Consider the following 13,519-nt stretch of genomic DNA (forward strand, 5'->3'; position numbering starts at 1 on the left):
CTCAGACGGCGGTGAGGTAGGCGGGCAGGGCGACGGACGGATCGAGGTCCTCCGCCGGGACCGGGGTGCCGTGGGCCCTGCGTACGGGCACCACACCCGACCAGTGGGGGAGCGTCGCGTCCTCCGGCTCGTCGTTCGGGCCGCCCGTGCGGAGCTTCGCGGAGACCTCGTCGAGGTCGAGGCGCAGGACCGCGGTCGCGGCGAGCTCCTTGGCGTTGGCCGGGCGGGAATCGGCGGCGCGGCCGGGGACGACGTGGTCGACCAGGGCGTCGAGCGCGGTGCGCAGCTCCTCGGGGTCGGTGACCTGGTGGGCGGTGCCGTGGACCACGACCGAGCGGTAGTTGATCGAGTGGTGGAAGGCGGACTTGGCCAGGACCAGACCGTCGACGTGGGTCACCGTCAGACAGACCGGCAGTCCGGGCGCCTCGGCGCCCGAGCCCGCCATGCGCAGCGGGCGCGAGCCCGTGGAGCCGTGGGCGTAGAGCCGGTCGCCGACCCGGCCGTAGAGCGTCGGCAGCACGACGGGCGCCCCGTCGCGAACGAATCCGAGGTGGCAGACGTACGCCTCGTCGAGTATCGAGTGCACCAACGCGCGGTCGTACGAGGCGCGCTTGCGGGAACGGCTGGGGATGGTCCGCTCGGTCGGCTCGTAGGAATCCGTCATTGCGCTCTCCATTGCACTAGTGCATAATCTGTTTTGTGCTAGGAGAGTATCGGATCGAAGGCCGTCGCGCATCGGAGATTGCCGCCAGCGTCGAACGCGGGGTCGGTACGGGTGCGCTGGAGCCGGGTGAACTACTGCCACCCATGAGGGAGTTGGCGCTGACTCTCGGGGTCAACCCGAATACGGTCGCGGCCGCGTACCGGACCCTGCGGGAGCGCGGGGTCATCGAGACGGACGGGCGGCGGGGCAGCCGGGTGCGGCCGAGGCCGGCGACGACGGCCCGTGGCTCGATCCGGGTGGAGGCACCGGCCGGGGTGCGGGACGTGAGCAAGGGCAACCCGGACGCGGAGCTGCTCCCGTCGCTCGACGCCGCCCTCGCCGAGACCGCGCGGCGCGCCGCCCGGTCGCCCGGGATGTACGGCGAGGTCCCCGTCGACGAGGAGTTCGCGCGGCTCGCCCGTGCCGCGCTGGACGCGGACGGCGTTCCGGACGGGCCGATCGCCGTCGCCTCGGGGGCGCTGGACGCGATCGAGCGCGTCCTCTCGGTCCACCTCAGGGCCGGTGACGCGGTCGCCGTCGAGGACCCCGGCTGGGGGAGCCTCCTCGACCTCGTACCGGCGCTCGGGCTGCGGCCGGTGCCGATCGCGGTCGACGACGAGGGGCCGCTGCCCGCCGCGGTGGCGGGGGCGCTGCGGGACGGCGTACGGGCGGTGATCATCACCGACCGGGCGCAGAACCCGACCGGCGCGGCCATCGGTGCGGAGCGGGCCGCCGCGCTCCGCCGCGTGCTCGCGGACCACCCCGACGTGCTGCTCGTCGAGGACGACCACGGGCACGGCATCGTGGACCTGCCGCTGTTTCCGCTGGCCGGGGTGGTCCGCCACTGGGCCTTCGTACGGTCGGTCGCCAAGGCGTACGGCCCTGACCTGCGGGTCGCCTCGCTGACCGGCGACGCCGAGACCGTCGACCGGGTCCTCGGGCGCCAGCGGCTCGGCCCCGGCTGGGTCAGCAGGCTCCTCCAGCGCACGGTCGCGCACCTGTGGGCGACGGGCGCCGTCGACCCGGCCACCGTCGCGGGGGCCTATGCGGCGCGACGCGACGGGCTGATCGGGGCCCTGGAACGGCGCGGCGTCGAGGCGCACGGGCGGAGCGGGATGAACGTGTGGGTACCGGTCTCCGACGAGACGGGCGCGGTGACCCGGCTGCTCGGCGCGGGCTGGGCGGTGGCCCCCGGCGCCCGCTTCCGGATGGCCGCGGGCCCGGCCGTCCGGGTCACCGTCTCCGGTCTGTCCGTGCGGGACATCGAGCCCCTGGCCGACGCGCTCGCCGTCGCGGCCGGCCCGGCACCGGCCAGGAGCTACGGCTGAGGGGCCGCTTGGCGAGGGAGGGGAGTTCCTGGGGCCTTGTGCCGGTCCCGGCGGCGTTCCGGGGTGCCTGGAGGGGAGTTCCTGGAGCCCGGCGCCGGTGCCGGCCGGGTTCTCGGGTGCCCGGCGGGGTGTCCGCCGGGTTGCCCGGTGGGGTGCCTACGGGTGTCCGGCCGGGTGGCGATCCGGCGAGGGGGTCGGAGGCGTGGTCGGGGAGGCGGCGGGAGAGGGGGTCGGCGAGACGGTCGCGGCAGGTGACGTGACCGCTGTGGCGGCCGGCGCCGTGGCCGGTGCGGCGGGTGACGCGGTCGCCCGGATCGTTGCCTTCGGCTGCCTCGACGGGCCCCGGCGCTGGGTCAGAGCCGCGCCCGCGAGGACGATGACGGCGCCGACCGGGGTGTTCCAGCCGAGCTGCTCGCCCAGGACGGCGACGCCCGCCGCCGTGGCGATCACCGGGATGAAGTACGTGACCATCGCCGCCGTCGTCGGGCCGACCTCGGCCACGAGGCCGTACTGGAGCAGCATCGCGTACCCCGTACCCAGCGCTCCCAGCGCGATCACGGCGAGCAGCGGGACGACCTCGACCGACGACGGGAGCGAGGTGAACATCGGGGTCACCACCGCCAGTTGCAGCGTCGCCAGGCCGACCTGGGAACCGGCGAGCGAGAGGTTCGACGCGCCGTTGCCGGCCAGCGTGCGGCGCACGTAGATCCAGCCGACCGCGTAGCTGAAGGAGGCGAGCAGGGCCAGCACCGTGCCGGTGACGTCCAGACCGGAGAACCCCTGCCAGGCGCCGAGCACCGTCAGGACTCCGATGAAGCCGATGCCGAGCCCCGCCGCGCGGACCCGCGTCGGCCGGTCCTCGGAGAGCGCGACCAGGGAGAGGACCATGCCCCACAGAGGTGTCGTCGCGTTGCAGATGCCCGCGAGCGTCGAGGGGATGGTCAGCTCGGCGTACGAGAAGAGGGAGAACGGCAGCGCGTTCAGCAGGAACGCGGCCACCGTCAGATGGAGCCATGTGCGGCGGCCGCGCGGCAGCCGCTCCCGCTTGACCAGCATGGCGACGGCCAGCACCGCCGTACCGAACAGGAGCCGGCCGAAGGTCACCTGGAACGGTGCGAACCCTTCCGTGCCGACCTTGATGAAGAGGAAGCTGAAGCCCCAGATCAGGGCCAGGACGCCGAAGCGGATCCGCCAGTCGACCAGGCGTGGGCGGCGGGCGGCGGGGGAGGTCGCGGAGCTCATGCTCCTCAGAGTGACCCCTTCCACCTCTTAGAACAAGCGAGATTAAATGAAGCCTTTCCCTTAGAATCGCTTACATGTTGAACCTGGAGCGCCTGCGCACCCTGGACGCCGTCGCACGCCACGGATCGGTCAGCGGCGCGGCCGACGGCCTGCACGTCACGACCTCGGCCGTCTCGCAGCAGCTGTCCAAGCTGGAGCGCGAGATCGGCCAGCAACTGCTCGCCAAGAACGGCCGTGGTGTACGCCTCACCGACGCCGGTCTGCTGCTCGCCCAGCACGCGGCACGCATCCTGTCGCAAGTGGAGCTCGCCCAGGCGGACATCGAGGCGCAGCGTGGCCAGGTCGTCGGCGAGGTGCGGATCGCCGCCTTCCCGACGGCGGCGCGGGGGCTGCTGCCCGGCGCCCTCGCCGCGCTGCGCACCGCCCATCCCGACCTCCGTGTGAAAACCACCGAGCTGGAGCCGGAGCAGGGCATCCGAGAGGTCCTGCGGGGCGATGCCGACCTCGCGATCGTCCTGGACTGGAGCAACAAGAAGTCCCCGGTGCCGGGCGGGCTCGAGCGGGCCCACCTCCTTGACGACGCGGCGGACGTCGCCGTGCCCACGGGGCATCCCCTGGCCGAGCGGGAGGACGTCGACCTGATCGACTTCGGCGACGACGACTGGGTCTCCTGGCCCGAGGGCGAGTTCTGCCACGACTGGCTCATGTTCACCCTGCGTTCGCAGGGCATGGAGCCGCGCATCGCGCATCTCGCGGGGGAGCACCACACCCAGCTCGCGCTGATCGCCGCCGGCCTCGGCGTCTGCGTCACGCCGCGCCTCGGCCGCGGGCCCACCCCGGAGGGGATCGCGTTCGTGCCCGTACGGCAGAAGGTGAAGCGGCACATCTACGCGACCTGGCGCAGCGACGCCGACCGGCGGCCGTCCATCAGGGCGGCGGTCGAGGCGCTCCGGGGCGTGGGGGCGCCCCAGAGCATCTGAGGCGAGGGGCTACGCCCAGGGTGCGTCCGCCCGGTCACGCCCCACCGAGGCCGGCCAGTTTGCGGAAGTCCCACGACGCCACGGCGTCCGGGGTCAGCTTCAGCCAGGCGTGCCGGCCGTCGTGCGGCATCTCGTCCATACCGAAGTTCTTCGCGGCGAAGAGCCGTTCCGGCACGTCGAGTTCGGGGCACGGCTCGCCCGTGCGAGGGGCCTCGCCGACGAAGACCGCGGTGCCCGAGAGCTCGGCGCCGCGCAGCTCTCCGTACTCCTCTCCGTCGTCCACCACCACCGCGATCCGCGGATCACGGCGCAGCTCCGCCCAACGGCGGCTCCTGGTGATCGAGTAGAGCCAGAGCGAGGTCCCGTCCCACACGAACCAGAGGGCGCCGACATGCGGGCGTCCGTCGGCGGAGACGGTCGCGACCCGGCAGGTGCGCTGCTCGGTGAGGAAGGTGTCGAGCTCGGCAGGGGTCATCATGATCCGGCGTCCACGGCGCTGTGCGACGGCCATCGTCCGCCCCTTTCCAGAAGTCTGATGAAGTGTCAGAAATCATGGACGCTCTTCCCTCCTGGGGCAAGGGTGGCTAGCCTCGCCCGCCCGGAAAACGGCGCGGGCGACAGGGGAGACCATGACCGGTACCAGGCAGTGGGAACAGCTTCAGGAGCAGCTCGAACCGTCCGGCACGGTGCTTCTCACCGTCGAATGCCAGCAGGGGGTCGTCGGCAGGAACAGCGCCCTGCCCGAACTCGCCACGGCCGTCCGCTCGTCCGGCGCGCTGGCGAACGTCGCCCGGCTGGTCGCGGCCGCGCACGAGGCCGACGTGCAGGTGATCCACGCCGTCGCCGAGCGCAGGCCCGACGGGCGCGGCGCCAACAGCAACGCCCGGCTCTTCCGGGCCGCCGCCCGGCTGCCGGTACAGCAGCACAGCGGCAGTACGGCGGTACGGATCGCCGACCCCATCGAGGTCGCCGACCAGGACCTGGTCGTACGGAGGCTGCACGGGCTCTCGCCCCTCGCCGGCACCGACGTCGACCCGCTGCTGCGCAACCTCGGCTGCCGCACGCTCGTCGTCACCGGCGTCTCGGCCAATGTGGCGATCCCCAACGCCGTCTTCGACGCGGTCAACCTCGGCTACACCGTGGTCGTGCCCGGCGACGCCATCGCGGGGGTGCCGGCCGACTACACCCCCGCGATGATCCGTCACACGCTGGCGCTCGTCTCCACGGTCACCACCACCGAGGACGTGCTGCGCTGCTGGAAGAGCCCGCGGCGCGCCACGCGCGCGTGACCGATCACGCCGCGCGACCGATCACGTCCGCGTGACCGAACTCTTCCGAGTGCCCGATCACGTCCGCGTGCCCCTCACGCCAGCGTGATCGAGTCCCCGTCCACCTTGATCGGGGTCGGCGGCAGCGGAGTGGTGGCAGGGCCGCCCTTCACGCTGCCGTCCGACACGTCGAACTTGCTCTGGTGGCACGGGCAGGTGATGACGCCGTCGGCGACACCGCTGACCGCGCAGCCCTGGTGGGTGCACTTGGACGAGAAGGCCTTGAACTCGCCGGCCGTCGGCTGGGTGATCACCACACCCTGACCGTCGAGGACCTTGCCGCCGCCCACCGGGATGTCCGCGGTCTTCGCGAGGGCCGCCCCGGCCTCCTTCGGAGCGTCGCCCGCGCCCCCGCCCGTCGCACCGTCCTTGGCGCCGCAGGCGGTGAGCGCCACCACGATGCCCGCGCCACCCGCCGCCGCGACGACCGTCCGACGTGCTACTCCACTCATCGCACTCCCCTTGGGTTCCCGATCACATCGACGCGATCACGTTGTAGGAGTGAGTACGAGCGGGAGCACGGAAAAGTTCAACGCGCTACGACTCCGTTCGCAGCGCCGCCAGGACCTCGCCGGCCAGGGCGACCGGATCGCCCGCCGGACGTGTCGGGTACGACGCGCGAGCGCGCGCCCAGGCGTCGTCGACGGCGAACCAGTCGACGGGAACCGGAGCCGTACCGTTGACCAGGGCGTGGTCGAGACCCGCGAAGTACGTCGCCCAGCGCGGCGCGTAGAGGTCCTGGACCAGCCCGGACCACTCGCGGTTCGCGTAGTCGCGCAGTCCGCTCTCGCTGGGCACGCGGTCGCCCCAGGTCGTCAGGATCGAGCGGGCGTCGTACTCCAGCCTGTCGCGTTCGGCGGCATCCGCGCCCCAGGAGCGGGCGTCGGCGAGCCACGGCCCGATCAGGAAGCGCCGGTCGGAGCCGACCAGCCGGCCGAGCAGCTTCTCGGCGGCCTGCCACTCGCCGACCAGCGCCCGGAAGGCCGCCAGCTCTTTCGCTTCGTACGCCGCCCTGATCCGCGGGAGCAGGACGCGGCTGCGGTTGGCGAGCGCCTGGCGGGCCACGTCGACCAGGTCGTAGCGGTACGCGTCCGTGGTCCGCAGCTCCGGGGCCACCTGGAGCAGCTCCGCCAGGGCACGTTCCACCCGTGTGGCGTCGTAGCGCATCGCGGTCGGACTCCACCGCCCGGCGCGGCTCGCCGTCAGACTCGGGCGCGCGGTGAACAGGCTGTCCTGCGGTTCGCTCCAGCTGCCCGTGGGGGTGCTGTACGGGCCGAGGCGCAACTGCTCCCACGCGGCCGCCGCGTGCGGGTCCGCACCGCCGTAGCGTCGGGAGGCGTACGCCGCGAACCAGGCCGCGTGGTCGATCGGGCCCGGCTCCCAGGCGAGTTCGGTGAAGAGGTCGAACGCCGCGGGGTTCCCGCCGGTGCTCTCCGGCAGATACGCGATGCCGCGCAGCGCGCTGCCGGGCTTCGTCAGCCAGGTGTGGAAGCGGGCGCCCCAGGCGTGGGTGTTGGCGCCCAGGCCGGAGTGGCCGCCGAAGTTCGGGATCGTGCCGAAGGCGTACGGCGTCCCGGCCCACTGGGCCTCCCGGTCCAGATTGTCGTACCGGTCCGAGAGACCGTCGACGACGAGCACCCGGCTCCGGTCCACCCCGCTGAGGACGGCCGCGGACGGATTGCGCTGCCAGCCGAGCATGACCCAGGTGGCACCGGGACGCGCGGTGTCCAGCGCCCGCTGGACGGCCGCCGCCGCGCTGGGCACGTCCACCGAGCCGGGCGTGCCGCCCTCGTGCAGCAGGTCCATCTTGAACATGTCGCTGTCGCCGAACTTCCGCTGCTGGACGCGGTAGTACGCGGCGGCGAGACGGTCGAAGACCGGACCGGTCGGGTCCAGCCAGTCGGGGCGGGCGAAGCCGATCCAGGTGCCCTGCGGCACCGTGACCGCCCCCGGGTTGCGGTCGGCGAAGCCCGGCGGGACCGTGCCGAAGAAGCCCGGCAGGACGGGAGTCATCCCGAGCGAGCGCAGCCGGTCCGCGATCCGGCGGCCCAGCGCCGCGCGGGACTCCACGAGCTGCCGGGAGACCGGCCCTCCGAACCCCGACAGGTTCTGCAGCAGCCACCAGGCCTGATGGGCCGGGCCGGGGATCCACGCCCGCAACTCGGCCTCGTCGTAGCCGAAGTCCTGGAGCGCGCGGTAGTAGGGGTACTCGGCGCCCGTCGGGACGAAGACCTCGTTCACCCCGTGCAGCGCGAGCAGATCGATGTCGCGCTGGTACGAGGTGAAGTCGCGGTACGGGCCGGAGTAGCCCTCGTCGGTGTCGTTGAGCGCGTACCGGTGGGGCACGCTCGCCGAGCGCGTGACCTCGCCGTCGACGGCGGGGAGCGTACGGGGGAGCCGGCCGATGCTGTCGCCGGGCCAGCCGATGTCGACACCTGCGACGTGCTCCAGGTACCAGCCGACGCCGGTGAGCAGGGTGGCCGGGGAGGTGCCCCGGACCCGGATCGCACCCGGCGGGCCGGAGACGGAGAAGCGGTCGCCGGAGGCGCCCCGCGCGACCGGGACCAGGGTGAACTGGGAGGCGCGGGCAGGCAGCAGCCGCTCCAGGCTCGCGCGGGCGGGCGCCGGGTCGAAGGCGGGCGCGGCGGTCCGGGCGAGGGCGACCGGTCCGGCGGTACGGACCAGGGCGTTCGGTGCGCCGACGCCGGGCCCGGCCGAGACGGCGGTGCTCGGAAGTGCCAGCGAGGTGATCGTGGCCAGCGCCACGACGGCGAGAGTCCTGCGACGTCGAAGGACCGGGGGACTGCCCATCTGGCTCCCTGCTCGGAGTGATTGACGCATGATCCGCCCACTCTCCGACGACGTGCCGTTCCGGCGGCGCAGGCGGAGCCGAGCAAGGGACGGCGCTCATCCGTGCGGGTGCAAGAGGACGGGGCGCGGGCGGCCGGGCCCCTCGTACGGCAGAGCTCACGCGCGGCCCCGACGGCCTCGGCGACCGCCATGGCGAGCCTGGGCGTGCCCCCGAATGGCACAATCCGGGGCAGCTCGCCGACAAGCCCCGGCGTGCCCCGGCGTGAACACCTCGGCCGTCGCGCCGACCGGCGCCGTCGGCCGAAAGCCCTGGTAGTGGCGCTGCAAGGACCTACGGCCGTCGTGCGCTGGACGACGTTCGTCGACGGGCGGACATCGCCGGTCACGGCACCAGCCGCCCGGGCCTTCGTTCTGCGGGGGCGGCCAAGGCTGCCTAGTGTCATGGCGTGGAGCACACAGACAGTGCCCCGCCCGGACCCGGAGGTGCGCGATGCCGGAGTTGTTCATCGGAGGCACGTGGGCCGCCGCTGCCGACGGTCGCACGCGGGAGATCCGCTGCCCGGCGGACGGCACCCTGGTCGCCACCGTGGACGAGGCCGGTCCCCAGGACGCGGCGGCGGCCGTCGCCGCCGCCCGCGAGGCGTTCGACAGCGGGCCGTGGCCCGCCACGCCCGCCGCGGAGCGCGGACGGCTGCTGGTGCGCGTCGCCGATCTGCTCGAACGGGACAAGGCGGTCTTCGCCCGGGCCGAGTCCCTGGACACCGGCAAGCGGCTCGTCGAGTCCGAGTACGACATGGACGACATCGCGGCCTGCTTCCGCTACTTCGGCAATCTGACCGCGTCGGGCGGCAGCGACCGGATCATCGCCACCGGCAACCCGGAGGCGGACAGCCGGGTGGTGCACGAACCGGTCGGGGTGTGCGCACTGATCACTCCATGGAACTATCCGCTGCTGCAGACCGCGTGGAAGGTCGCCCCGGCGCTCGGGGCGGGCAACACGTTCGTGCTGAAGCCGAGCGAACTCACCCCGCACACCGCGATCCTGCTGATGCGGCTGCTCACCGAGGCGGGGCTGCCGCCCGGGGCCGGAAACCTGATCCTGGGGACGGGCGCCGAGGCCGGCGCGCCGCTCACCGAGGATCCCCGCGTGGACCTGGTGTCGTTCACCGGCGGCCTGGCCACCGGCCGCCGGATCATGGCGGCGGCGGCGCCCACGGTGAAGAAGGTCGCCCTGGAGCTCGGCGGCAAGAACCCGAACATCGTCTTCGCGGACGCCGACTTCGAGGCGGCTGTCGACCACGCGCTGATGGCCGTCTTCCTGCACTCCGGACAGGTCTGCTCGGCAGGCGCCCGCCTCCTCGTGGAGGACTCCCTGCACGACGCCTTCGTCGACGAGATCGTGACCCGCGCGCGGGCCATCCCGATGGGCGGCCCGTTCGACGAGAACGCGCGGACCGGGCCGCTGATCTCGGCGGCACACCGCGACAAGGTGGAGGCCTATGTGGCCGCGGGCCTGGCCGAGGGCGCGGTGCTGCGCTGTGGCGGGGCGCGGCCGACGGACCCGGAACTCGCCCACGGCTACTACTATCCGCCGACCGTGCTGGACGACTGCACGCCCGGGATGTCGGTGGTCCGGGACGAGTCGTTCGGCCCGGTGCTCACGGTCGAGCGGTTCGACAGCGAGGCCGAGGCCGTCGCCGTCGCCAACGACACCATGTACGGCCTCGCGGGTGCGGTCTGGTCGCAGGACACCGGCCGCGCACACCGGGTCGCGTCCCGGCTCCGGGCGGGCACCGTCTGGATCAACGACTTCCACCCCTACGTGCCGCAGGCGGAATGGGGCGGCATGAAGCAATCCGGTTTCGGCCGTGAACTGGGGCCGGCGGGACTCGCCGAATACCAGGAGACCAAGCACATCTGGCGCAATCTCGCCCCCAAGGCGCAGAGGTGGTTCGAGTGACCGCACAGCCGGCAGGCCAGGACCGGCCCGGCGCCGGCGACGGCGCCCCGCACGACGACGACTCGGTGACCGAGCTCGGGTACCGGCCCGAACTGAAGCGCACGCTCGGCAACTTCCACACGTTCGCCGCGGGGATCAGCTACATCTCGATCCTGACCGGCACGTTCCAGCTGTTCTACTTCGGAATCACCTTCGGCGGCCCGGCCTACTGGTGGTCGTGGCCGATGGTGTTCGTGGGCCAGCTGATGGTGGCGCTGTGCTTCTGCGAGCTGGCGGCGCGCTACCCGGTCGCGGGCTCGGTCTACAACTGGGCGAAGAAGATGGGCGGCCCGCACGTGGGCTGGCTCGGCGGCTGGATGATGATGACGGCCACCATGGTGACCCTGTCGGCCGTGGCCCTGGCGTACCAGATCACGCTGCCGCAGATCGACCCCTGGTTCCAGATCGTCGGCGACGGCAGCGGCGAGAACGACGCCGCGGCCAACGCGGTCCTGCTGGGCTCGGTGCTGATCCTCTTCTCCACGCTGGTCAACGCCTTCGGCGTACAGCTGATGGCGCGGATCAACTCGGCGGGTGTCTTCATCGAGCTGATCGCCGCCGTGGCCCTGATCGTCTTCCTCGCCGCGCACATCACCCGGGGACCCTCCACGGTGCTCACCGACACGTACGGTCTGGGCAGCGGGGACACGCTCGGCTACTTCGGGGCGTTCCTCACCGCGTCACTCGCCTCGGCGTACGTGATGTACGGCTTCGACACGGCCTCCTCCCTCGGCGAGGAGTCCCACCACCCGAGCCGGAACGCGCCGCGAGCGATTCTGCGGGCGCTCGTCGCGTCCTTCCTCCTCGGTGGTCTCATCCTGCTGTTCGCGCTGATGGCGGTGCCGGATCTGTCGGCGAAGGAGCTGAGCACGGGCGGCCTGCAGTACGTGGTGCTGGAGACGCTCGGGCCGACGATCGGTGAGATCTTCCTGTGGTGCGTGGTCGTCGCGATCACCGTGTGCGTGCTGGCCGTCCAGGCAGCGGGCATCCGGCTGATGTTCGCGATGGCACGGGACAACAACCTGCCCGCCGGATCGGTGCTCGCCAAGGTGAGCCCGCGCTTCCGGACCCCGGTGATTCCCGCCGTCGTGATCGGTGTGGTGGGTGTGGTCATCCTGGTCGTCAACATCAACCAGCCGCAGATCTTCTCGGTGATCACCAGCATCGCGATCATCATGATCTACGTGGCGTACCTGCTGGTCACCGTCCCGATGCTGATCCAGCGGCTGCGGGGGAACTGGACGCCCCGCGAGGGAGCCTTCTCGCTCGGCCGCCTCGGACTGCCGATCAACATCCTGGCGGTGCTCTGGGGTGCCGCCATGTCCCTGAACCTGGCCTGGCCCCGTGCCGACGTCTACAACGCGACCGGGCCCCAGCACTGGTACCTGCGCTGGGGCGCGTTCCTGTTCATCGGCATCGTGGCGCTCGGCGGCTTCGCCTACTACTGGTTCGTACAGCGGCACCGTACGGGCGTGCTGGCCGAACACCGCGCAGACGTCCCCTGATCCGCGCTTCCTCCCCCACGGGACATCCTGTACTGGAGAGACCATGCCCGCACAGCCCTCAGAGCCCGAGTTCGACTACGTCGTGGTCGGCGGCGGCACCGCCGGGGCGGTCGTCGCGGCCCGCCTGTCGGAGGATCCCGGTGTCAGCGTCTGCGTGCTGGAGGCGGGCCCCTCCGACGAGGGCGACGAGAACATCCTGCGGCTGGACCGGTGGATGGCGCTGCTGGAGTCCGGCTACGACTGGGACTATCCGGTGGAGCCGCAGGAGAACGGCAACAGCTTCATGCGCCACGCGCGTGCCAAGGTGCTCGGCGGTTGCTCGTCGCACAACTCGTGCATCGCCTTCTGGGCGCCGGCCGAGGACCTCGACGAGTGGGGTGCGATGGGGTGCTCGGGCTGGAGCGCGGCCGACTGCTTCCCGTTGTACCAGCGGCTGGAGACCAACGACGGCCCCGGCGACCACCATGGCCGCTCCGGTCCCGTGACGATCCGCTCGGTGCCGCCCCGGGACCCGTGCGGCCGGGCGCTGTTGGCGGCCTGCGCGGCGAGCGCCATCCCGACGGTGCCGTTCAACTCCGGCCGCACGGTGGTGCGCGGCGCGAACTGGTTCCAGATCAACTGCCGTGAGGACGGGACCCGTTCCTCCGCCTCGGTGTCGTATCTGCACCCCGTGATGGGCAAGCGGCCCCATCTGGAGGTACGCACCGGGGTGCAGGCGAGGCGGTTGCTCTTCGACGGCGCGCGCTGCTCGGGGGTGGAGTACCTGCGGCCGGACGCGGTGCACGTCGACTCCGTACGGGCGCGGCGCGAGGTGATCGTCTGCTGCGGGGCGATCGACTCGCCGAAGCTGCTGATGCTGTCGGGCATCGGGCCCGCCGCCCATCTGCGCGACAACGGCGTGGACGTACGGGTGGACTCCCCCGGCGTCGGCTCGCACCTCCAGGACCATCCCGAGGGGGTGATCATGTGGGAGGCGAAGCAGCCCATGGTCACCTCGTCCACGCAGTGGTGGGAGATCGGGATCTTCGCGGACACCGAACCGGGCCTTGACCGGCCGGATCTGATGTTCCACTACGGTTCGGTCCCGTTCGACATGAACACCTACCGGCGCGGCTATCCGACCACCGACAACGCCTTCTGCCTCACGCCGAACGTCACCCGGGCCCGCTCGGAGGGCACGGTCCGGCTGCGCAGCCGGGACTTCCGGGACAAGCCGAAGGTCGACCCGCGCTACTTCACCCACGAGCACGACATCCGGGTGATGATCCGCGGGCTGCGGCTGGCGCGGGAGATCGCGGCTCAGGCGCCGCTCGTCGACTGGAAGGGGCTGGAGCTGGCGCCCGGACCGGACGCCACGACCGACGAGGAGCTGTTCTCCTACATCCGCCAGACGCACAACACGGTCTACCACCCGGCGGGCACCGTGCGGATGGGCGCCGAGCAGGACTCCGCCTCCCCCCTCGACCCGCAGCTGCGGGTCAAGGGGGTGCAGGGGCTACGGGTGGCGGACGCCTCGGTCATGCCGTTCCTGCCCGCGGTCAATCCGTGCATCACCACGATGATGATCGGCGAGAAGTGCGCGGACATGATCCGGGCAGGACAGTGACCGCAACCCGGTCGCGA

General features: G+C 72.2%; 11 protein-coding genes. 6 read left to right on the forward strand and 5 right to left on the reverse strand.

The window, feature by feature from the left end; translation table 11 throughout:
• Window position 1: 1 nt before the first annotated feature.
• Window positions 2-664 (reverse strand): pyridoxamine 5'-phosphate oxidase family protein, encoded by a 663-nt coding sequence (locus M5362_RS10680; RefSeq protein ID WP_260227193.1) that lies wholly within the window; start codon window positions 662-664, stop codon window positions 2-4.
• 35 nt (window positions 665-699) lie between these two features.
• Between M5362_RS10680 and M5362_RS10685 the strand changes: the two genes are divergently transcribed.
• Window positions 700-2,031, forward strand: coding sequence for an aminotransferase class I/II-fold pyridoxal phosphate-dependent enzyme (locus M5362_RS10685; protein WP_260227194.1), 1,332 nt, complete (start codon window positions 700-702; stop codon window positions 2,029-2,031).
• A 156-nt stretch (window positions 2,032-2,187) separates the two neighbouring features.
• Here M5362_RS10685 and M5362_RS10690 read toward each other — a convergent pair whose 3' ends face one another.
• Window positions 2,188-3,273: a DMT family transporter gene (locus M5362_RS10690; protein WP_260227195.1), complete on the reverse strand. Its 1,086-nt coding sequence runs from the start codon at window positions 3,271-3,273 to the stop codon at window positions 2,188-2,190.
• Window positions 3,274-3,347: 74 nt separating this feature from the next.
• Here M5362_RS10690 and M5362_RS10695 point away from each other — a divergent pair, with 74 nt between their 5' ends.
• Window positions 3,348-4,253: a LysR substrate-binding domain-containing protein gene (locus tag M5362_RS10695; protein ID WP_260227196.1), complete on the forward strand. Its 906-nt coding sequence runs from the start codon at window positions 3,348-3,350 to the stop codon at window positions 4,251-4,253.
• A gap of 34 nt (window positions 4,254-4,287) precedes the next feature.
• Here the strand turns inward: M5362_RS10695 and M5362_RS10700 are convergent, their stop codons facing one another.
• Window positions 4,288-4,764, reverse strand: a complete 477-nt coding sequence (locus tag M5362_RS10700; protein WP_260227197.1) for a pyridoxamine 5'-phosphate oxidase family protein — start codon at window positions 4,762-4,764, stop codon at window positions 4,288-4,290.
• A gap of 118 nt (window positions 4,765-4,882) precedes the next feature.
• On the opposite strand from M5362_RS10700, the gene M5362_RS10705 reads away from it, so the two are divergent.
• Window positions 4,883-5,542 carry a cysteine hydrolase gene (locus tag M5362_RS10705; RefSeq protein ID WP_260227198.1) on the forward strand — a complete coding sequence of 220 codons (660 nt, stop codon included), beginning with the start codon at window positions 4,883-4,885 and terminating at the stop codon, window positions 5,540-5,542.
• A gap of 74 nt (window positions 5,543-5,616) precedes the next feature.
• Here the strand turns inward: M5362_RS10705 and M5362_RS10710 are convergent, their stop codons facing one another.
• Together M5362_RS10710 and M5362_RS10715 are read right to left on the reverse strand one after the other, a co-directional pair.
• Window positions 5,617-6,033: a Rieske (2Fe-2S) protein gene (locus M5362_RS10710; protein ID WP_260227199.1), complete on the reverse strand. Its 417-nt coding sequence runs from the start codon at window positions 6,031-6,033 to the stop codon at window positions 5,617-5,619.
• 85 nt (window positions 6,034-6,118) lie between these two features.
• Complete coding sequence (locus tag M5362_RS10715; RefSeq protein WP_260227200.1) at window positions 6,119-8,392, reverse strand: alpha-N-acetylglucosaminidase; 2,274 nt, start codon at window positions 8,390-8,392, stop codon at window positions 6,119-6,121.
• A 490-nt stretch (window positions 8,393-8,882) separates the two neighbouring features.
• Between M5362_RS10715 and M5362_RS10720 the strand changes: the two genes are divergently transcribed.
• Genes M5362_RS10720 through M5362_RS10730 form a run of 3 tightly spaced genes read left to right on the forward strand, consistent with a single transcriptional unit; the run spans window position 8,883 to window position 13,502 of the window.
• Complete coding sequence (locus M5362_RS10720) at window positions 8,883-10,352, forward strand: aldehyde dehydrogenase family protein (RefSeq protein WP_260227201.1); 1,470 nt, start codon at window positions 8,883-8,885, stop codon at window positions 10,350-10,352.
• Window positions 10,349-11,896, forward strand: coding sequence for an APC family permease (locus M5362_RS10725; protein WP_260227202.1), 1,548 nt, complete (start codon window positions 10,349-10,351; stop codon window positions 11,894-11,896). The genes M5362_RS10720 and M5362_RS10725 overlap by 4 nt, the downstream gene beginning before the upstream one ends.
• 43 nt (window positions 11,897-11,939) lie before the next feature.
• Entirely contained in the window at window positions 11,940-13,502 is a 1,563-nt protein-coding gene (locus M5362_RS10730) for a GMC family oxidoreductase (RefSeq protein WP_260227203.1), read from the forward strand.
• Window positions 13,503-13,519 lie beyond the last annotated feature (17 nt).

This window comes from Streptomyces sp. Je 1-79 (assembly GCF_025195125.1).
Classification (GTDB): domain Bacteria; phylum Actinomycetota; class Actinomycetes; order Streptomycetales; family Streptomycetaceae; genus Streptomyces.

Excerpts from the sequence above, each read along its gene's own strand:
- M5362_RS10680 (WP_260227193.1), bottom strand. The coding sequence starts at position 664 with ATGACGGATTCCTACGAGCCGACCGAGCGGACCATCCCCAGCCGTTCC.
- M5362_RS10690 (WP_260227195.1), bottom strand. The coding sequence starts at position 3,273 with ATGAGCTCCGCGACCTCCCCCGCCGCCCGCCGCCCACGCCTGGTCGAC.
- M5362_RS10695 (WP_260227196.1), top strand. The coding sequence starts at position 3,348 with ATGTTGAACCTGGAGCGCCTGCGCACCCTGGACGCCGTCGCACGCCAC.
- M5362_RS10700 (WP_260227197.1), bottom strand. The coding sequence starts at position 4,764 with ATGGCCGTCGCACAGCGCCGTGGACGCCGGATCATGATGACCCCTGCC.
- M5362_RS10705 (WP_260227198.1), top strand. The coding sequence starts at position 4,883 with ATGACCGGTACCAGGCAGTGGGAACAGCTTCAGGAGCAGCTCGAACCG.
- M5362_RS10710 (WP_260227199.1), bottom strand. The coding sequence starts at position 6,033 with ATGAGTGGAGTAGCACGTCGGACGGTCGTCGCGGCGGCGGGTGGCGCG.
- M5362_RS10715 (WP_260227200.1), bottom strand. The coding sequence starts at position 8,392 with ATGGGCAGTCCCCCGGTCCTTCGACGTCGCAGGACTCTCGCCGTCGTG.
- M5362_RS10720 (WP_260227201.1), top strand. The coding sequence starts at position 8,883 with ATGCCGGAGTTGTTCATCGGAGGCACGTGGGCCGCCGCTGCCGACGGT.
- M5362_RS10730 (WP_260227203.1), top strand. The coding sequence starts at position 11,940 with ATGCCCGCACAGCCCTCAGAGCCCGAGTTCGACTACGTCGTGGTCGGC.